This is a genomic window from Undibacterium sp. KW1 (assembly GCF_009937955.1).
Taxonomy (GTDB): domain Bacteria; phylum Pseudomonadota; class Gammaproteobacteria; order Burkholderiales; family Burkholderiaceae_D; genus Undibacterium.
In genome coordinates this window covers 323,359-343,431 of record NZ_AP018439.1, presented here as the reverse complement: position 1 = coordinate 343,431, position 20,073 = coordinate 323,359, and the positions used below count along the sequence as shown (strand labels likewise).

The 20,073-nt window shown below is 52.8% G+C and carries 19 protein-coding genes; 5 read left to right on the top strand and 14 right to left on the bottom strand.

Annotated features, from left to right (window positions below; genetic code table 11):
- Positions 1-16 precede the first annotated feature (16 nt).
- The 4 genes from phnC to UNDKW_RS01530 all read right to left on the bottom strand — a co-directional run bounded on the left by phnC (position 17) and on the right by UNDKW_RS01530 (position 3,414).
- Positions 17-862 carry a phosphonate ABC transporter ATP-binding protein gene (phnC, locus tag UNDKW_RS01545; protein WP_162057316.1) on the bottom strand — a complete coding sequence of 282 codons (846 nt, stop codon included), beginning with the start codon at positions 860-862 and terminating at the stop codon, positions 17-19.
- A 182-nt stretch (positions 863-1,044) separates the two neighbouring features.
- Positions 1,045-1,461: a DoxX family protein gene (locus tag UNDKW_RS01540; RefSeq protein WP_162057315.1), complete on the bottom strand. Its 417-nt coding sequence runs from the start codon at positions 1,459-1,461 to the stop codon at positions 1,045-1,047.
- Positions 1,462-1,766: 305 nt separating this feature from the next.
- Positions 1,767-2,669, bottom strand: a complete 903-nt coding sequence (locus UNDKW_RS01535) for a pirin family protein (RefSeq protein WP_162057314.1) — start codon at positions 2,667-2,669, stop codon at positions 1,767-1,769.
- Positions 2,670-2,811: 142 nt separating this feature from the next.
- Positions 2,812-3,414, bottom strand: a complete 603-nt coding sequence (locus UNDKW_RS01530) for an FMN-dependent NADH-azoreductase (protein WP_162057313.1) — start codon at positions 3,412-3,414, stop codon at positions 2,812-2,814.
- 129 nt (positions 3,415-3,543) lie between these two features.
- On the opposite strand from UNDKW_RS01530, the gene UNDKW_RS01525 reads away from it, so the two are divergent.
- Complete coding sequence (locus UNDKW_RS01525) at positions 3,544-4,506, top strand: LysR family transcriptional regulator (protein WP_162057312.1); 963 nt, start codon at positions 3,544-3,546, stop codon at positions 4,504-4,506.
- A gap of 23 nt (positions 4,507-4,529) precedes the next feature.
- Here UNDKW_RS01525 and UNDKW_RS01520 read toward each other — a convergent pair whose 3' ends face one another.
- Positions 4,530-5,177 carry a DUF4272 domain-containing protein gene (locus tag UNDKW_RS01520; RefSeq protein WP_162057311.1) on the bottom strand — a complete coding sequence of 216 codons (648 nt, stop codon included), beginning with the start codon at positions 5,175-5,177 and terminating at the stop codon, positions 4,530-4,532.
- Positions 5,178-5,330: 153 nt separating this feature from the next.
- Between UNDKW_RS01520 and UNDKW_RS01515 the strand changes: the two genes are divergently transcribed.
- A complete protein-coding gene (locus UNDKW_RS01515) occupies positions 5,331-5,900 on the top strand; it encodes a GNAT family N-acetyltransferase (RefSeq protein WP_162057310.1) in 570 nt (189 codons plus the stop codon).
- Between the two features lie 512 nt (positions 5,901-6,412).
- On the opposite strand, the gene UNDKW_RS01510 is transcribed toward UNDKW_RS01515, so the two are convergent.
- From UNDKW_RS01510 to UNDKW_RS01480, 7 genes are all read right to left on the bottom strand, one after another.
- The gene (locus UNDKW_RS01510; RefSeq protein WP_162061721.1) at positions 6,413-7,477 is read right to left on the bottom strand and encodes a branched-chain amino acid ABC transporter permease; all 1,065 of its coding nucleotides are present in this window, start codon (positions 7,475-7,477) and stop codon (positions 6,413-6,415) included.
- Between the two features lie 12 nt (positions 7,478-7,489).
- A complete protein-coding gene (locus tag UNDKW_RS01505) occupies positions 7,490-8,521 on the bottom strand; it encodes a branched-chain amino acid ABC transporter permease (protein WP_162057309.1) in 1,032 nt (343 codons plus the stop codon).
- 16 nt (positions 8,522-8,537) lie between these two features.
- Complete coding sequence (locus tag UNDKW_RS01500; RefSeq protein WP_162057308.1) at positions 8,538-9,263, bottom strand: ABC transporter ATP-binding protein; 726 nt, start codon at positions 9,261-9,263, stop codon at positions 8,538-8,540.
- Positions 9,256-10,053, bottom strand: a complete 798-nt coding sequence (locus UNDKW_RS01495; protein WP_232063199.1) for an ABC transporter ATP-binding protein — start codon at positions 10,051-10,053, stop codon at positions 9,256-9,258. The genes UNDKW_RS01500 and UNDKW_RS01495 overlap by 8 nt, the downstream gene beginning before the upstream one ends.
- Positions 10,054-10,055: 2 nt before the next feature.
- Complete coding sequence (locus UNDKW_RS01490; protein WP_162057306.1) at positions 10,056-11,255, bottom strand: substrate-binding domain-containing protein; 1,200 nt, start codon at positions 11,253-11,255, stop codon at positions 10,056-10,058.
- A gap of 101 nt (positions 11,256-11,356) precedes the next feature.
- Positions 11,357-12,229 (bottom strand): alpha/beta fold hydrolase, encoded by an 873-nt coding sequence (locus tag UNDKW_RS01485; protein WP_162057305.1) that lies wholly within the window; start codon positions 12,227-12,229, stop codon positions 11,357-11,359.
- A gap of 25 nt (positions 12,230-12,254) precedes the next feature.
- Complete coding sequence (locus UNDKW_RS01480; protein ID WP_162057304.1) at positions 12,255-14,549, bottom strand: TonB-dependent receptor; 2,295 nt, start codon at positions 14,547-14,549, stop codon at positions 12,255-12,257.
- 209 nt (positions 14,550-14,758) lie between these two features.
- On the opposite strand from UNDKW_RS01480, the gene UNDKW_RS01475 reads away from it, so the two are divergent.
- The 3 genes from UNDKW_RS01475 (at position 14,759) to UNDKW_RS01465 (ending at position 17,145) form a co-directional block, all read left to right on the top strand.
- A complete protein-coding gene (locus UNDKW_RS01475) occupies positions 14,759-15,727 on the top strand; it encodes a LysR family transcriptional regulator (protein ID WP_232063198.1) in 969 nt (322 codons plus the stop codon).
- 99 nt (positions 15,728-15,826) lie between these two features.
- On the top strand, positions 15,827-16,408 hold the full coding sequence (locus UNDKW_RS01470) for a sigma-70 family RNA polymerase sigma factor (RefSeq protein WP_162057303.1): 582 nt from the start codon (positions 15,827-15,829) through the stop codon (positions 16,406-16,408).
- On the top strand, positions 16,408-17,145 hold the full coding sequence (locus tag UNDKW_RS01465; protein ID WP_162057302.1) for an anti-sigma factor domain-containing protein: 738 nt from the start codon (positions 16,408-16,410) through the stop codon (positions 17,143-17,145). Before UNDKW_RS01470 ends, UNDKW_RS01465 begins: the two co-directional genes overlap by 1 nt.
- A 97-nt stretch (positions 17,146-17,242) precedes the next feature.
- Here the strand turns inward: UNDKW_RS01465 and fahA are convergent, their stop codons facing one another.
- Both fahA and hmgA read right to left on the bottom strand, forming a co-directional pair.
- Entirely contained in the window at positions 17,243-18,574 is a 1,332-nt protein-coding gene (fahA, locus tag UNDKW_RS01460) for a fumarylacetoacetase (protein WP_162057301.1), read from the bottom strand.
- Positions 18,575-19,894: a homogentisate 1,2-dioxygenase gene (gene hmgA / locus UNDKW_RS01455; protein ID WP_162057300.1), complete on the bottom strand. Its 1,320-nt coding sequence runs from the start codon at positions 19,892-19,894 to the stop codon at positions 18,575-18,577. It abuts the gene before it with no gap.
- Positions 19,895-20,073 lie beyond the last annotated feature (179 nt).

Below are 20,073 nucleotides of genomic sequence, written 5' to 3'. Positions count from 1 at the left end.
TGAAGGGTAAAAAAACTCAGGCGGCAGCCGCGAGAGTGGGTAAAGAGAGTGCGTCGGTATCGGGTGCAGCACTTGCCGTGTTAACTGATACGGGATTGAGCAATTCTTCTGCCTCTGCACCATACAGGTCCCGCAACATGGCTACTGTCAGTTCGCTGGAAGGGCCGTCATACACGACACGGCCACGCGACAGCGCAACAGTGCGCGGGCAAAAACGAAAAGCCACATCAACCTGGTGCAGGGATACCACTACGGTCGTACCATCCTGGCGATTTAAATCAGCCAGGGTCTGCATGACACGACGTGCAGATTCAGGGTCCAGCGAGGCTATCGGCTCATCTGCCAGGATGACCTTGGCTTGTTGAACTATGGTGCGGGCAATCGCTGCACGCTGTTGCTGACCGCCGGACAAGGCAGATGCACGTTTATAGGCATGCTCGGCAATACCCACACGTGCCAGCGCGGCCAGCCCCAGGGTTTTCTCTTCTTTAGTAAAAATACGGAAACAACTGCGCCACAGTGGGATGCGGGCGATGCCACCGGTGAGAACATTGGTCAGCACAGGCAAACGCCCGACCAGATTGAATTGCTGGAAAACAAAACCGATTTGCGAACGCAAATGACGTATCTGCTTGCCGACCACGCCATTCGCCTGCAAGACTTGCTCACCGAGGCGTATATCATTCTTATCAGCATTGGCGGTGATCAGGCCAGAGATATGACGCAGTAAAGTCGACTTGCCAGAACCGGATGCACCGATGAGCGCGACCATTTCACCAGACTTAAAAGTCAGTGCAATATTATCCAGCGCCTGATAGCCGCCTTTAAAGGTTTTGGAAATCCCGTTGATTTCTATCTTCATCGCATTTACCCCGTCTGGACAATTGAGCTAATCCACGGGAGTATTGGACAAGAATATGTCAGGCGTATGAAGGCAAGATTACAAGACGATGAAACGGCTACATTCTCACGCAAAAAAACAGCGGATTTGCCGTCAGACAAATCCGCTATATTAACTATTGAAGCTGAGTAAGATATTCCCTATCAGGCTTTACGCCCATCCAGATTCCAGCCACCGCTGCCATGTATCAGGATATACAGCAGGCCACCTGCCATGGAGATATTCTTCATGAAGTGTATCATCTGGTTTTGCGCGGCATCTGCTGGTACTCCCCAGAAATTATGGAAGATGAAAGCCGCTGCCAATGTGAACAAGATCATCGCAGTTGCAGCCCAGCGTGCACGCCAGCCGACGATGACCATGAGGCCGCCGCCCAGTTCCACCACGATGGCAGCGATCGCACCCAGTGCTGGCAAAGGCAAGCCCTTGCTGGCGATGTAGCCTACAGTTTGCTCAAAGCCGGATATCTTGCTGGCACCGGATGCCACGAAGATCAGGGCGATCAAGACGCGGGCGATGAAGGAGCCGAAGACGGGTCCTATGGTTTCTGCTTGTTTCATTTTGTTTTCCTTACATGTAGATTTTGATTATCGGTAGTGAGAGCCTGGCTTCGTAGGTTGGGCTACGGTTTACCAGCCCAACACTGGGCGTTTAATAAACGTATACGTTGCTTCGAGGCCGAGTGTTGGGCTGATAAGGCGTAGCCCAACCTACAATTGATTTTTCGTTCTCTAAATATCTATAGCCCCGTGAGTGCTGAGTGAGCGTAGCGAGCGGCGCTAGTTTGACGAAGTTCAAATTCGGACGCGCAGTCGTACTTTAGTACGACGAGCATCGCAGGCTCAAAATCGCGTCGCGCAGTAGCTCAATCAGCGCTCACCAGTTTGCCTTCGCGAAAATCGCTAATCGCCTTGAATATCTCCGCCTGACTATTCATCACAAACGGCCCATACTGAACAATGGTTTCCCCCAAGGGCTGACCGGCAATCAACAACAAGCGGCTATCAACTTTGGCATCAATCACCACCCCATCCGCATCCGGCGTTTTTTTCAATATCGCCATGCGTTGCACCGGCACTTCACGCTCGCCTATCTGCACTTCACCTTCATAGACATACACAAAGGCATTGAAACTGGCAGGCAGGCTGTGGCTAAAAGTGCTACCGGCTGGCATGTGTATATCCAGGTACAGCGGCTGAGTCACTTCACGCTGCACGGCTCCTGCAATGCCATGGCTACTACCGGCGATAATGCGTACCTTGACACCTGCTGCCGTCAGCAATTCAGGAATGGTGTCGCTCTGGATATCGCGGTACCAGGGGGCGATCATCTTGTCTTTTGCTGGCAGGTTCAGCCATAACTGGAAGCCTGCCATGCGGCCTTCTTCCTGTTCCGGCATTTCTGAGTGAATCACACCACGACCAGCCGTCATCCATTGCACACCGCCGTTTTGCAGCAAGCCTTCATTACCGGCACTGTCGCGGTGGCGCATGCGGCCAGCCAGCATATAAGTAACAGTTTCAAAACCACGGTGCGGATGGCTGGGGAAACCGGCGATGTAGTCACCTGCCTCATCACTGCCGAACGCATCCAGCATGAGGAAGGGGTCCAGCCGATATTGCAGTGGCTGCGTCAATACCCGTGTCAGCTTGACACCGGCACCATCTGAAGTAGGCTGCCCGGCGACCAGTTGTTCTACCGTGCGTGAAGTGTTCACGCTTTCAGCCTGTTGAACTGTGTTGCGTACAACTACATCTTTCGTTTCCATGATCCATAATCCTTGTAAATAGGACTTACGCAAAACCGCCCCAACTGCGTTGCAGCTCCTAGCCGTACTAAAGTACTGTCTTCGTCGCTGACGCCTTGTTGGGACAATTTTGCATAAGTCCTGATAAATTGCCGGTAAATTATTAAGCAGGCAGTAAATCATTAATTTGCTGGTGTGCTGAAGCCAGAGATGCTTTTTCTGCATCCGGGCCCATGGCCAGACCTTCTGCATAGACAAACTCTACATCGGTCATACCCAGGAAGCCAAAGAAGGTTTTCAGGTAAGGCATTTGCGTGTCGTTTGGCGTATTGCGATACAGGCCACCACGTGTCAGTACCACATACACTTTCTTACCAGTCAACAGGCCTTCAGGGCCATTGGCGGTATAACGGAAAGTCACCTGGGCGCGGGAAATCGCATCTATCCAGTTTTTCAATTGAGCAGAGATACCAAAGTTGTACATGGGTGCGCCGAGTACGACCACGTCTGCGGCCTGGATTTCTGCTATCAGCGCATCATCGAGGGCAACGCGGGCTTGCTGTTCTGTCGTGCGCTGGTCTGCTGGTGTGAACAGGGCTTGCAGTGCTGTTTCATCAAGTATGGGGTGAGGATTACTACCCAGGTCACGTACATTCACAGTGGCACCAGAAGATGTTTCCAGTAAAGCCTCAACCAGGCTGTTTGCCAGTTGCGTGGAATGAGAAGCTTGGGCACGGGCGCTGGAGTTGATTTGCAGGATGTTCATTTTGTGTTCCTTTCAGATAAAGAGTTGATGGACGTACTTTAATCGTTCCAAAAATATTCCGGAAGGCATTAAAATGGATATCATTGTTCCAAAAATAGGAAAATAGAGGATTAGTATGAGGATGCGATCATGACCCTGGAGGCCAATGACCTTTTGCTATTTGCCCGCGTAGTTGAAGAAGGCAGCTTCAGCAAGGCGGCAGAGAAGCTGGGCGTACCCAAATCGACCTTGTCACGCCGTATATCTGCACTTGAAGCCCAGCTAGGCGAGCGCCTGATCTTGCGCACTACGCGCAAGCTGACGGTGACTGACCTGGGGAAAAATGTTTTACTGCATGCACAACATGTGCAGGAAGAAGTAGATGCCACGCTGGCCCTGACCCAGCACAGGCAGGCAGAGCCGAATGGCAGACTGAAAGTATCGATGCCTGGAGATTTTGCGAATCATCAGATGGGTGAATTGTTATCTGATTTCATCAGCAAATACCCTTCCGTCAACCTGGAGCTGGATTTGTCACCACGCCGGGTGGATTTGATAGGAGAGAATTTTGATGTGGCCATCCGTGTTGGTGACCTACCCGATGACGCTTCACTTGCGGCACGGGGACTGGTGCGCTTCAGCATAGGCCTGTATGCCTCACCTGCTTACTTGAAATTGCATGGTGCACCAGCAGAACCGGAGGCCCTAATGGAACATGATTGCCTGCGCCTGACGGCGCGCAATGGCGAACCTTCGATCTGGCGCATGGAAAAAGATGGCGCAGTCTGGGAAGGCATACCCCCTGGCCGAGCCAGTGCCAACTCGCCAGAACTGCTGACGCGCCTTGCTGTGCGTGGCAAAGGCATCACCATGCTGGCGGATCACTTTGCCGGTCAGCATGTGCATAAGGGTGAACTGGTACCCTTGCTGGAAGACTGGAAACTGCCTGAAGTCACTGTCTGGGCGGTATTTCCTGGCCGCCGCCTGATGCCTGCACGCACCCGGGTTTTTCTCGACGCCCTGCAGGCTGAATTTTCTGGCCCGCGCTGCCAGAAGATGCTGGAAGAAGTCAATGATTGCAAAACTGGACGTATAAGCATCAAGTCTTACTGACTATCTTTTTCACGGCGCTTACTTCAGGTTTCGGTACTGACCTTGTCCCAGTCATTTTCTTCTTCATACTGACATAGCCAGTTGGCCGCCTGATGCCATTCGCGCACCGCATCTGCATTCAGATTACCTGGTGCATCGCGGCCAGTGATGTGTGCATGGCGAACCGCCCAATGCAGGCGATATAACAAATCAGACCAGTCCAGCACCTGCCCCTTGCGGCGCGGCTTCAGGGCTGCCTGCAAACGTTCAGGTGCTTCCATTGCATGCGGAAATAATTTCAGAATTTGTTTCAGGTTTGCAGCTTGCGTAGGAACCGCCAGTTTGTCTGTCAAACCTGCGGCCCAGGCCAGGAAATACAGGGCTTCCTGCCTTTGCAGAAATTGAGTACGTAATTCTTCAGTGGTGTCATCCGCAAACAGGAATGCGTTTTCCTGCGCTGACAAACAGGCCTTCAGACCATGCGCGTCCAGATACGAGCGATAGTGTGCAACATCACCACCGGTAGCTACTGCAGTCACCGCCCACAAGGCCAGCATGCGCTGCATCAATTCTTCAGGCGTGCGCAGCTCCACTTCTTCATCAGACTCAATCACATGCAATTGCACATTGATGCGGATACCACGTTTATGCAATTCCAGTTCGGAAGCTTCTTTGCGTTGCTCTGGGCTCATTATTTCTTCAATATTGTTAATCAATTCACTCGCTGATAACGAGCAGACGGATTATCCCAGATTTTGCTCTGTTAAGGAGTGACAGAACAGCGTAACTCCATGCATCTACAGGCATTAGAATGTCTGATTGTTACCTGTTATTGCAAAGCTTATATGCCTGAAACCAAAGCCTTCCCCGCCCTGCAGACCGCCAGCTACCAACTACGCCGCATCGTCGCCACCGACATGCCAGCCATTTTTCGTGGTTTATCCGACCCGCGTGTCACTGAATATTATGGCATCAGCTATGACACCCTGGCATCAAGCCAGGAACAAATGGACTGGTATGAACAGGTCTGGCTGGACGGCTCAGGCCTGTGGTGGGGTATATGCAGCAAAGAGGACCCTGAACAATTGATAGGCACTTGCGGCCTGCATGAGTGGGAACAAGAACACCATTGCGCAGAAACCGGCTTCTGGCTTTCGCCCGACCACTGGGGCAAGGCCGTGATACCTGAATGTATGAACGTTATCATCACTCACTGCTTTGAACACCTCGGCCTGCACCGCTTGCAAGCCATGGTTGAGCCAGAGAATATTGCCAGCTGGCGCTTGATAGAAAAACTGGGTTTCCGGCTCGAAGGTGTCTTGCGTGAATGTGAATACAAGCATGGGCGTTATGTTGATCTTAAATGCTATTCCTTGCTGGACAGGGAGTTCGTTTCGAAACAGGATAGCCGCTGATTTGCAAGGACGGCAGGCCAGCTTTGTATGGGGAGTACGCAGATGGCCTGCCGCTTGCAAAAAGCTAAGGGATAAAATTACGTGAATCGTTGGTGTTGCTGTTGGGTTTGACGTTGGGGTTGTCGTTGCTTTTGACCTTCAACCGCTTGGGACGCTGCAATTTGTGCGTCACAGAAAATGGATCAGAAAGCTTCGTTGTTTGAGCGTAGCGAGTTTCGAAGCTTTCCCATTTTTTGTGATGCGCAAATTGTGCTGGAGCGTAGCGCAAGCACCCGAAGGGCAAGTCTGCGGTCGCCTTTCTTTGATTCCTTTCTTTGGCGAAGCAAAGAAAGGGATTCGGCCGCCGGGCCGAGACCCGGCTTGCATCCACGAAGGACAATCGCTTTATTAAAAGCTCAAGTATGCAACGAACGCCACTGGGCTCCAGCCTGCGCTGGAGCGACGAATATATGACTGCCGTTTATCGACAGAACCCCATCCCCATCCTAACCTTCCCCTTGAAGGGGAAGGAATCAATTTTTAAGCCCACTACCCCTCAATTTCCCCACTATCCCCGCCGGGAAAAAATAAATCGACACCACAAACAATACCCCCAACCACAACATCCATCGATCCGGATGCAAGGCATTCGCCAGCAGCGGCACATCAACCAAAGACGACGATGCCACGCCCATCAAACTTTTCAAATAATTCTGCGCCAGTATGAACAAGGTCGCACCAACCACTGCCCCATACATGGTCCCCATGCCACCTATCACGACGATCAATAAAATGTCTGTCATGACTTCAAAACTCAACATGGTCTTGGGCCCGACATAGCGCAGCCACAAGGCCATCAAGGCACCCGCCATTGCCGCAACCAGAGCGGCAATGCAATTCGCCAGGATGCGGTAATACACGGTACGGTAACCCAGTGCCTCGGCACGGAAATCATTTTCGCGTATGGCCTGCAAGACCCGGCCAAAAGGGGAATTGACGATGCGCAGCAAGAACAGAAATAACAGGGCGCAGCCTATGAATACGATGTAGTAGGTAATCACCTTGCCATCCACCACACGGCCAAATATCTCGTTCTCGAACAGGCGATAAGCAGGCGACAGCAAAGCAGGCACGCTGAAAGTCTTGCCGTCTTCGCCGCCGGTAAAATCCGACAATTGCGATGCCAGCACAGCAAAGGATGAGGCCACCGCCAGCGTGATCATGGCGTAGAAAATCGCCCGCACACGCAAGGCAAACAGACCAACGATCAAGGCCAGCACCAGTGTCACCAGCAATGCTGCCAGCAAGCCGACAGCAGCCAGTCCCCATGATGGCGTGCCACTGGCCAGCGCCAGACCTATACCGTATGCGCCTATACCAAAAAACATAGTGTGGGCAAATGAGACTATGCCGGTATAGCCCAGCAACAAATCATACGAAGCAACCAACACGATGTAGACACAGATGGTGGCGGCAGTATTCAAAGGCCGTGCGCCGCTGGTGATAAAGGGCGCAAAAGCCAGTCCGAAAAAAATCACCACCAGGATCAGCCCCAGCCAGCGGTTACGCGGAAAATCATCCGACAGGATTTGTTTCATTGCATTCATGTCTTAACGCCTTACCACGGTATATAAGCCAGTCGGGCGCCACAGCAGCACGGCGATCATCAGCAAGATGTTCGACACCAGCGCCAGCTTGGGCACCAGGAAACCGGCGTAATTGGCGACCAGCGCCATCAGCAAGGCACCGATAAAGCAGCCACCTACAGAACCCAGTCCACCGATGATGATGACGATAAACACCATGACCATGATGTCACCGCCCATGGCTGCGGTCAGGCTTTCTTTATACAAACCCCACATGACACCGCCGAGGCCAGCCAGCGCAGAACCGGCAGCAAATACCAGCACGAACAGGCGGCGTATGCGGTAACCAAGTGCCTCTACCATCTCGCCATTTTCTACCCCGGCACGTATCAGTAAACCCAGTTTGCTGCGATTAAGTACCAGGAACATCGCAACGAATACAAGCAAGCCAACCACGACAGCAATCAGGCGGTATTTTTCTATGGCGGCATCGCCAAGCAGAATGGAGCCGCGCAAGCTGGTCGGCAAGGGTAGCGGGATTTGTTCTGCACCCCAGATGACATTGATCATCTGTTCTGCAACGATCATGCCGCCCATGGTGATGAGGATTTGTTTCAGATGCTGACCATACACAGGCATGATGATGACGCGCTCGAAAGCCCAGCCCAGCAAGCCGGTTGCCAGCATCGCCAGCAGTATAGCCAGGCCCAGTGCTGTCAGGTTCATGAGCAATGAATCCGCCTCCATCCAGCCGTGCATGGGCAATAAAACCAAGGTGGCAACGAAAGCACCAACGGACACAAAAGCACCGTGACCAAAATTCAATACATCCATCAAACCAAAGATCAGGGTCAATCCACTGGCCATGATAAAGATCATCATGCCCATGGCCAGGCCTGCAACGGTCAGGGTGATCCAGGTCGGAAAGCTGCCCACCAGCGGCAGCATCAGCAAGGCCAGCGCTGGCACGAGTACCAGCGGCCAGATATCACGTGGTGCTGTCAGCAGGCTGGCGACTTCTGGCTTGGCAGTATTATCCAGGACAGTATCTGTCATTATTATTCCTCTTGCTTTATTGATGCGCGGCCAGTGACAGGCCCAGCAAATGCTGTTGCAAATCATTGTCATCTGCCAGTGCCTGCATGCCACCGGTATGGACAACACGGCCATCATCCATGACGGCAACTGTATCCCCAAGCTTGCGCACGAAATTGAAATTCTGCTCGACCAGCAAGATGGTGGTGTCACTGGCTTTCAATTCATTAAAGGCAGCCATGAGGCTGAGGATGATGGCAGGTGCCAGGCCTTTGGTCGGTTCATCAACCAAAATCAGCTTGCGTGGTTCGACGATGGCGCGGGCGATCGCCACCATTTGCTTTTGGCCACCAGATAAATTACCTGCCGGGTAGTTCCAGAATTTTTTCAAAGCGGGGAAGAAACCGCATATCCATTCAACACGATTATTATCGAGCGGGCCATTGCGGGCGGCCAGCAGCAGATTTTCTTTAACCGTCAAGTCAGAAAATATCGCCATGCTTTCTGGTACATAGGCAATGCCTAGCTGGGCGATATCTGGCGTTGCCATGGCAGTGATATCGCGGCCATCGAAATGTATCTTGCCCTGGCTGGCTTTCCACAGGCCCATGATGGTGCGCAGGGTCGTAGTCTTGCCTGCGCCATTGCGGCCCAATAAAACCGAGAGACCACCGCGTGGCACCTGCATGTCCACACCTTGCAGAATGTGGTATTCACCGATATGGGTATGCACACCGGCCAGTGTCAGTATGGCTTCAGACATGCTGCTCTCCCGTGGGTTCAGGGGCAACGCCCAGATAGGCCTCCTGTACAATGGCAGACGCCATGACGCTGACAGGTTCACCGTCTGCTACCAGCGCACCGTTATGCAGGACGATGATGCGGTCAGCCAGTGAACGCACGACATCCATCTTGTGCTCAACCAGCAAAATGGTTTTCTTGCGTTCAGCCTTGACCTGATGGATCAGGTCAAGCACCACTGGCACTTCATCGACACTCATGCCTGCGGTGGGTTCATCGAACATCATGACTTCTGGCTCCAGTGCCAGTAATATCGCGACTTCAAGTTTGCGTTTATCGCCATGCGACAGCGCAGCGACTTTGTCCGACTTGCGGTCAGCCAGCGCAACCTTATCGAGATAATGTTCTGCCCGTTTCAACAGGCTGGCATGGGATGACCATAAAGAAAAAATATTCAACCCCAGCCCCGCCCTGCTTTGCACTGCCAGCCTGACATTTTCCATGACAGACAAATTCGGGAAAAGATTGGTCAGTTGAAAAGCCCGGCCTATACCCCTGCACGTACGCTCAGCCGCACCCTTGGCTGTAATATCCACACCAAACAAATGTACGCTGCCTGAGCTGGCTGGCAATTGACCTGACATCAAATTGAAGTAAGTGGTTTTACCCGCACCGTTAGGGCCCACGATGACAGTCAGGGTGCCGGGATAAAAGTCTGCAGTGACCTGGTTGACGGCCACATGGCCGCCAAACCGTATGCTGAGGTCACGCGTTGATAACGACGGTGCACCACTCATTTGTTCGCCTGCCATCATCAGCGCTTGTTCTTGACAGGGACTGGCAACTCACTGGAGGGGATTTCCCTGACCAGTTCCAGCAAATCCCATTCATTCTTTTGATCTTTCTTGATCTTGAAATGGTACATGGCCTGCATGGCCTGATGATCTTCCTTGCGGAAATTCATCTTGCCTTTAGGCGTGTCAAATTCCATGCCTTCCATGGCTGTGATGAGTTTTTCAGTATCCGTGGATTTGGCTTTGCTGATGGCTGCGTACACGGCACTGGCGGCAGCAAAACCGCCTGCAGTAAAGAAATCAGGTGGTGCTTTGAAACGCTTGGTATGCTCCGCCACTAGCCAGTCATTCATCTTGTTTTTTGGGAAGTCATAGTAGTAATAAATTGTGCCCTGGGTTCCTACATAAGTCTTCCAGTTTTTCATGACGGGCAGGATATTGCCACCAGGAGCCAGAGTAATGCCGAAGCGTTCAGGCTTCATGTCAGCCAACTTGTTCATGGGATTGGGACCCGCCCAAATGATTTGCAAGACTCGCGGTTCCGGCTTGTCTTTCAGCACATCAAAAATGCGCTGAGCCGCTGCGGTAAAGTCGGTCGTGTTTTGTGCCGCATATTCTTCATGGACTATCTTGGCCTTGGCACCGACTGCACTCAACGCATCCTTGGCTGCTTTCACGCCATCACGGCCAAAAGCATAATCCTGCGCCAGGAAGGCAATACTGCCACCGGACTTGATGGTGCTGGCAGCAGCCAGGCCATCCTGCATGGAATTACGGCTGGTACGGAAGATGTAGCGGTTCCATTTTTCACCGGTAATCGCATCCGCCACTGCGGGCTCAACGATGAGTATTTTTTTGTATTCTTCAGCTACTGGCAACATTGCTATAGCAGAGCCGGAAGAACTGGTGCCGACTGCTATATCAGCCTTGTCATCACCAAAGGCTTCGGCCAGTGCAGTGCGGCCCAGGTCAGGCTTGCTCTGGTCATCCTTGACGATGACCTTGATCTTGCGGCCATTGATTTCCATCTTGCCGCCAGTCAGGTATTCCAGACCCATCATGAAGCCGGTTTCGGTTTCCTTGGCGTAGGCTTCCAGTGCGCCGGTCTTGCCAGCGATCAGGGCAATTTTCAGATCCTGCGCCAGGCTGCTGGCTGACGCGAATACGCTGCTCAGTGCCAGACTCAGACAGACGAGTTTAAAGCGGTTTTTTTGTTGCATTTTGTCTCCTGCTAATTTTACGTTGTGGAACTGCATGCATTTTGTCAGCGGCATTTTCCATGCTCTTTTTTGACTGTGCGCATAAGCATACTGCAAATCGCCTAATCCACTGTGGCTAAAAATTCCCTGATGGCTTTTTGCGCCTGCGCTTCCATCAGCATGGGTGCATGGCCCACGCCTTTGACTTCGGCATATTGCATGTCGGGTGCCAGATCTTGCATATAGGCGAGCTGTTCAGGCTCGACCAGGTCTGACAGATCACCGCGTATCAGCAACGTGGGCCGGTTTCTGGCAAGACGGCGGAAAGCGAAATTGGCGACCCAGGATCTGCTTTTCAACTGCCCGGTTTGCAAGGGACGGGCAATATTCGGATCATATTGCAGCACGAGCTTGCCATCGATATTCTGAGCAAAAGCCCGCCTCGCCCACTTGGCCCATTCTTCCATGCCGTTGTCAGGGAAAGCAGACACATTCACCTGGCGTATGTATTGTGTGGCCTCATCCCAGTTTTGCACTTCCACGGTCTTGCCAGCAAACCCGGCTATCCTGCCCAAGCCTTTGGCGGACAAGGCAGGACCAACATCATTAAGGACGGCAGCCGCAATCAAATTCAATTTGCGCGCTGCCACCGTCATAGTGATGAGGCCACCCATGGAGGTGCCTATGAATACCGCCCGGCCTATGCCCAGGTCACGGGCGAGTTTGATGACATCATTGGCGTAGGTGACAGTGTTGTAGTGCTCAGGGTCGGCGTCATGCTGTGAACGCCCGCGTCCCCTGACATCGACTGCAATCACGCGCCTGCCCTGTTCTGCTATCCACGGTGCCAGTTCTTCAAAATCGCCAGAATTACGGGTCAGGCCGTGGATGCAGATAACTGCACATTTGGCCTGCCCGCCCTGCGAGGCATAATCCCGCGCATACAGTTGCAGGCCATCGGTACTGGTAAAGCTGATGTCAGTGAAAGTAGTCACTCAATTTCCTCTCGCTGTCACCGGGCTAGAAACGGTATTCCACTGTAGCAGAGACTGTCCTTGGGTTACCATAGAAGGCGGTCGTGCTGCCTTCGAGGCCCAGGGTTGGGAACAAATAACCAGCGACCTTGTACTTGGTATTGCTGAGGTTCTTGCCATGCAGGCCAGCACGCAGGCGCTTGTCGGTGCTGGTCCAGACCAGGCTGGCATCCCACAGAGAATAGGCATCCTGATCCAGCAGGGCATTGGGTGTCTCGAACTGATTCGTCGCACCGCGATAGGAATAACTGGAGATCAGTGACAAGGTACCGTTCCTGCCTATCATATTCAGCGGCCAGTCATAGCTGGCAGTCAGGTTGGCTGATTGCTTCGGTGTATTCTGGAATACCTTCTGGCTGGCGACATCGACACCGGCGACAATGAATTGTGTATATTTCGCATCGATATAACTGAACATGCCAGACAGACGGAAGGCATCGGTAATACGCGCAGTTGCTTCCAGCTCAAAGCCCCTGATGCGGGCCTTGCCTGCATTGGTGGTCACACCGGCGAAGTTATCATCCTTGCCGTCACCATCGGTATCGACCGCGACGGAACCGGGTATCTGCACATTCTTGTAATTACTGAAGAACAGGGCAGCATTGGTCATGATGCGGCCCTTGTCGAATTGCGACTTCAAGCCCAGTTCCACAGTCTCGATTTCTTCCGGCTCGTAACCGCCTTTGGCCTTGGCCAGGCTGATCTTGGTGCCAACCACATTCATGCGCGGATCAAAACCACCACCCTTGAAGCCTTGCGACCAGGAAGCATACACATTGTTATTGGCATTGGCTTTCCAGTTCAATGACAGGCGCGGGGTGAACTTGGTATCGGTACGGTCCAGATCGCTCTTGGTCAGATTGGTGTCTGTGCGGAACAGCACTGCACCGGGGTTGCCCATTTCAGGTGAACCCTTGGTACCCAGATATAGCTGACGCAAGACTGCTGCCTGACGTGTGTCCGAGGTATAACGGCCACCGGCTGATACGCTGATCGTGTCTGACAAATTCATGCTGCCATCGGCAAATACAGCCCAGGCCTTGGTATCAACATCGCCCATGGTATACACAGACAGTGGCAATGCACCATTGAGCAGGGTGTCGAATTTATTATAGGCATTGGCGTCTATGTAATACACACCGGCCACACCCTGTATGGTCTTGCCGCTATAGCTGATTTGCAATTCCTGGCTGAACTGACGGTTCTTGTACAGTGCAGGTGCTTCCAGATCGACTGTCGGCAGAGAATCAAAATCGATAGGTGCATAGGAAGTATCGCGGCGGCTGGCAGTAATCGATTTCAGTGTCAGCTCATTATTGATCTGCCATTCCACCAGCGCAGAAGCGCCAGTCTGTTTGACTTGCTGGAGATGGCCGAGTGCCGAGGTCAGATTGGCTCGGGTATCAAAAACATTGTCAAGTATCGGTGCCTTGCTGAGATTGCCCACGGTCAGGCGGTAGCCATTCTTGGGGCTGGAATCATCCTGGCTGGTATCTGCCGAGACGCGGATGAACAGGTTGGAATTAGGCGTGAATTCTGCACTGAGACGGGCAGCAGCAACGTCCTTGTCATAATTTTCTGCCCCGGTCAGCAGGTTCTTGCCAAAGCCATTGCGCTTGAACTTTGCCAGGCTGGCCCCTACCCGCAGGGTATCTGACACCGGCGTGCTAGCTGTCAGTACGGCATCGGTCTGGCCATAGGTGCCTATTGTTGCTTTCAGGCGTACATCGGTTTCTGGCTGCAGTTTTCGTGTCACATATTTGACGGCACCACCTATGGTATTGCGGCCATACAAAGTACCCTGAGGGCCACGCAAAACTTCTATACGTTCTACATCATAGATATCAGCGACTGCACCCTGTGGGCGGGCGATATACACATCATCGAGATAAATGCCGACGCCAGCTTCAAAACCAGCCAGCGGGTCTTGCTGGCCAACGCCACGGATAAAGGCGGTCAGCGTGGAATTGGTGGCACGCGATGCTTTCATCGTGGTATTCGGCAAGCTTTGCACCAGGCCGACGATGTCGGGGATTGCAGTCTTGGAGAGCTGATCAGAAGAGAAAGCAGTGACAGAAACTGGCACGTCTTGCAGGGATTCTTCGCGTCGACGGGCGGTCACGACTACCGTCGTCGGCTCGGCATTGGCTGTTTCAGTCGTTGCTGGCGGTGTCGTAGTCTGAGCCTGGCTGATGCCACTGCCTGTAACTGTTCCTGATGCGACCAACAATGCTGCAGCGGACCGACGTAAGAATTTCTGCTTTCTCTTGCTCTGGTTCATTTCTGTCTCCTGTATTTTTTATGTGCGCCTTATACATTGTTGTATGTCGCATGGCAGGCAGTGTGCACGGAAAGAAAAAACCCAGAAAGCGCATGTACGCCCACCGTTTGTGCATAAATGCACATCAGAGTGAAGATTGAGCAATTAAAACTGCCCAGTTGTTGTGCAAAACCCGCATTTCTTGGTTTCTTGCAAAGCGGAAATGGCAAATGAGCTGTTGCAGTATGTGCTTTGCCGCACAATTGGTGCACAATGAGCGCATGAATAGCATGCCTGAATGGACTGACCTGCGTTACTTTCTGGAGCTTGCCCGCGCTGGCACGCTGTCTGGTGCATCCCGTCGCCTGGGCGTGGAACATACGACAGTAGCGCGCCGCATAGACAGGCTGGAGAGCCAGCTAGGCTCCACCCTGTTTGACCGCAGCCGCGAAGGCTATGAGCTGACCGAAATGGGACATGCCCTGCTGCCCCATGCCGAAGCCATGGAGAGCGCCGCCCTGACAGCGACTGATCAGTTAGGTGCAGCCAGTGTCTCAGCCCACGGTGTCGTGCGCCTGGGCGTGCCAGAAATGTTTGGTACCCTGGTGATTGCCCCCTTGCTGGTGCATCTGCTGAAGGATCACCCAGAACTCAGCGTGGATTTATTGGTACAACCCCGTTTCGCCAACCTGGCAACACGTGAGGCCGACCTCGGTGTCATGCTGGACCCGCCGAATACCGGGCGTTATGTGTTTACCCGTCTGGCAACTTTTCGCCTGAACCTGTATGCCTCGCCTGATTATCTGGCTCGTCACCCGCCGATACGCAGCGAAGCAGACCTGGCTGAGCATGAATTTGTCGATTATGTACAAGACCGCCTGGCCAGCAATGAACTCAACTTCCTCGACAAACTGGGCTTTACCCCCAAAAGGCGCTTATGCTGTACAGGCATGATGGCGCAATGCGAAGCGGCAGCGGCTGGCATGGGCCTGATCATGGCACCGCCATATGCCATCCCGGCTAGCGGTACTCTGGTACCGGTTTTGCAAGACAGTTTCTTTACCGAGCGTTCTTACTGGCTGGCTGCACCCAGTGACTTGTACCGCCTGCAAAGAGTGCGTGTGGTCTGGAATCTCTTGCGTGAATATGCCGAGCAACACCCTTCCCTGTTTATGCATACGGAAAGCAACAAATCCTGATACACGCACTGTGTACAAATTGGAAATCGACTAAAATCAGCGCATCACTACCCACGTCAGCCTTATCACTTATAGGGCCAGCCAAGATTGGATAAGCAATTGCCCACTGTCGCTCTGGATACCAGCCAGTTACAAAACTGGCTAGCCGCCGTCGCCCGCAAAGACGCTCAGGCATTTAAATTACTATATGACGCCACTTCAGCGAAACTGTTTGGCTTCGCGCTGCGTATATTAGTTAAGCGTGAGTTGGCAGAAGAGGTTTTACAAGAGAGTTTTGTCAACATCTGGAATAACGCGGGCAGTTATCAGGCCGGTCTGGCAGCACCAATGACCTGGATGACAACGATAGTGCGCAATCGCGCTTTCGATCTGCTGCGTCGTGTTGATCACGACGTAGAAATCGATGCTGATAATTTTGATATGGGAATCATGCAAGCCATGGAAAGCACTGAACCGACACCAGCACAGACGCTGGAATTGACACAGGATGCCAAAGCACTGGCGTCTTGCATGTCACGTCTGGAAGGCTTGCACAGGCAGGCAATGGCGATGGCATTTTTCCATGATCTGTCACACAGCGAAGTGGCAGAACACATGAAACTGCCGATAGGCACGGTAAAAACCTGGATCAGGCGCGGACTCGACAAATTGCGCACCTGCCTCACACGTCTGGAGGCATGATGAATTTGCACCAGATAAAAAATAATCCGGCCCTGCAAGAAAAACTGGCCTCTGAATATGTGCTGGGCACCCTGCGCGGTGGCGCACGCCGCCGCTTTGAAGCCTGGCTCAAACAGGATGAGGCCCTGCGCCAGGTGGTAGGCAAATGGGAAGCGTATCTGGTTCCCATGGCCGAATTTGCACCTGCCGTCACAGCACCGGCAGCCGTCTGGACAGCACTGGAAAAGCGCCTGAACCTGAGCACCACCAAAGATCCATTTGCCTACTGGCGCAACTGGGGCAAACTGCGCGAAGACCTGGCATTCTGGCGTGGCCTGGGCATGTTCTCGACCACCGCCGCCGTGGTGCTGGTATCTGTCTTGCTGAGCAAACAGGCGGATCAACAGCAAGCAACACCGCAAACCAATTACGTCGCCACTTTGTCGGATGACAAGGCACAGGCTATCGCAGTGATTACCGGCGACAGCAAACGCGGCCAGTTACAGATACGCATGGTGACAGCGCAAAACATCGCTGCTGACAAGAGCCTGGAATTATGGGCTGTGGGTAAAGACGGCAAGGTCAAATCACTGGGCCTGGTGGCAGGCAAAGGCATCATCACCCTGCCCATGCCTAAAGACATGACCGCAGACAGCGTACCTTTGCTGGCAGTGACACTGGAGCCCAAAGGTGGATCGGGTAATCCTGAGAAACCGTCTGGGCCGATTATATTCAAGGGTAACTGGGTGCAGATTTAATTAACACCACAATTGACTGGCTAAATTGGCATGCTTAAAAACGGGACTGAAAAGTCCCGTTTTTTTTACTTGCAGAAAGTCAAAGTCAATCGGAAATTTACGTCCTGGCTGGCAACAATGTCCCGACAACCTCGCCAAAGCCCACCCGCGCAAAGCCCTCTTTTTGCGCCCAGCCGCGCATGATGATGGCGTCACCATCTTCCATAAAAATGCGCTGCTCGCCATTACTGAAAGTCAGTGCTTTCTTGCCGCCTTCAGTGAGTTCCAGCAAGGAACCAGCTTCATCTGCCAATGGACCGGATTGCGTACCCGAGCCCAGCAAGTCACCAGGATTCAGGTTGCAACCGTTGACCGTATGATGGGTAATCAGTTGCGCTATCGTCCAGTATGAATGGCGGAAATTCGACAAGGACAAACGCTCGGCAGGTGCGCCTGCTGCACGCATTTTTTCCGTCTGCAGCAAGACTTCAAGCTGCACATCAAACGCACCGCTGTCACGCAAGTCTGGCGCATCCAGATAAGCCATGGGTTGCGGGTCTTCTGCATCGCGGGTCCAGGCATGGCGGTAGGGTGCCAGTGCTTCCAGTGACACTACCCAAGGGGAAATGGTAGAAGCAAAATTTTTGGCAAGGAATGGGCCTAGCGGCTGGTATTCCCAGGCCTGTACATCACGCGCTGACCAGTCATTCAATAAGCACAGGCCAAAGATATGTGACTCTGCCTTGTCCATATTGATGACATCGCCCAGCGCATTGCCGGGGCCGACGAAGATACCGATTTCCATTTCATAATCCATGCGTTTGGCAGGGCCAAACACCGGTGTTTCAGAAGTCGGCGGTTTGGTCTGGCCTACCGGGCGGCGAAATTGCTGGCCTGATACACCGATAGATGAGGCGCGGCCATGGTAACCAATCGGCACCCATTTGTAATTCGGCAGTAAAGGATTATCCGGGCGGAACAATTTGCCAACAGCGGTCGCATGATGAACGGATGTATAAAAGTCGGTGTAGTCACCAATCTGCGCAGGCAAGGCAAATTCTGCTGCGCTTTGTGCCAGCAGGCAGGCTTGCAATGCACCTTGCAGGCTTGCACCTTCACGCAAGACGCGTGACAGGGCCAGGCGCAATGCGGACCATACCGGGGCGCCCAGGCCCATCAGGGCATTGAGGTTGCTGGCATTGACGGCATTGGTGAAATGGCCACCCTGCAACTCGGTATAACCGGCAAAAGCATGGGCGGCATGGGCGGCTGCCAGATCAAGTATCTGGTCACCAATCGCAATACCGATGCGAAATGTCTGGTTGCTGCCCTGGCGACGAAACACGCCGTATGGCAAATTCTGCAACGGGAAATCCGTGCCAGCCTGATTGGCTGAAGCAACCCAGCTGCGCAAGCCTGCATCATGGGTTTCATTAAGTTGTACCGTCATTTATTTTTGCTCCGGATTAAAATTTTTCTTGATGCCTTGCCAGCACTGGTAATAGTCTGCCTGCAATTGCGGCGCTTCCATGGCGGCGCGGGTCGGTTTGATGATATTACGCGTTTCTATCATGAATGCCATCGTATCATCGACTTTATGTGGCTTGCTGGTATCTGCTGCGGATGCCTTATCGAAAGTCGGCGCGTCCGGGCCATGGCCGCTCATACAATTATGCAGGCTGGCACCACCGGGGCGGAAGCCGGTAGATTTGGCATCATACTGCCCATGGATAAGGCCCATGAATTCACTGGCAATATTGCGGTGGAACCAGGGTGGGCGGAAAGTATTTTCTGCTGCCAGCCAGCGTGGCGGGAAAATCACGAAATCTATGGTATCCACACCCGGCGTATCACTGGCTGCCTGCAAAACCAAAAAGATAGATGGATCAGGATGATCGTAGCTGATAGAGCCTATGGTATTGAAGTGACGTAAATCATATTTGTAAGGCGCAAAATTGCCATGCCAGGCGACCACATCCAATGGTGAATGGCCTATCTTTGCCGACCACAGATTACCGCTGAACTTGGCCAGCAATTCAAAATCACCTTCCTTGTCTTCATACCAGGCAACCGGAATTTGAAAATCACGCGGATTGGCCAGTCCATTGGAGCCGATGACGCCAAGGTCAGGCAACTTCAACATGGAACCAAAGTTTTCGCAGACATAGCCACGGGCTTCGCCATCAGGAAGGTGCACCTGGAAGCGTACACCACGCGGTATCACCGCGATTTCTTGCGGCTCTATATCAAGCAAACCCATTTCTGTGCGGATGTGCAGGCGGCCTTGCTGGGGAATGATGAGCAGTTCAGCATCCGCGTCATAAAAGAACCGTGTCTTCATGTCGCAGTTGGCTGTGTAAATATGGATAGCACAGCCGGTTTGGGCGTCAGCCGAACCGTTGCCTGCCATGGTCATCCATCCATCGACAAAATCAATTGCTTCTGTCGGCATGGGCATGGGATCCCAGCGCAACTGATTTGGCGTTGTTGGCGTCGCGCCGAAATCATTCGTCATACGGCCATTGCTGACTTGCTGGAAGGGTTGGTGCATGGCAGCCGGGCGTATGCGGTATGCCCAGGAACGGCGGTTCGCATGACGCGGGGCAGTAAAGGCCGTGCCCGAGATTTGCTCGGCATACAGGCCATAGGCGCATTTCTGCGGGGAATTCTGGCTCTTGGGCAGGGCGTCTGGCAATGCCTCTGTCGCGAATTCATTCGCAAAACCGGTCTGGTAATGAAGTTGGACTTCTCTTGCATCGTGCTTGCTCATGGCGTTTCCTGCAATGTGAGTTTTGTACAGTTGCACTTTAATGCAAAGTTTCCCGTTCTACGATATAAATACAAAAATGTACTACATTCATAATATCAATAATACTGCGCAATGATGCTGGACAATAATACTGGACACTGATGCTGGACACTGACGCTGAACAATAAGACTGGAACATT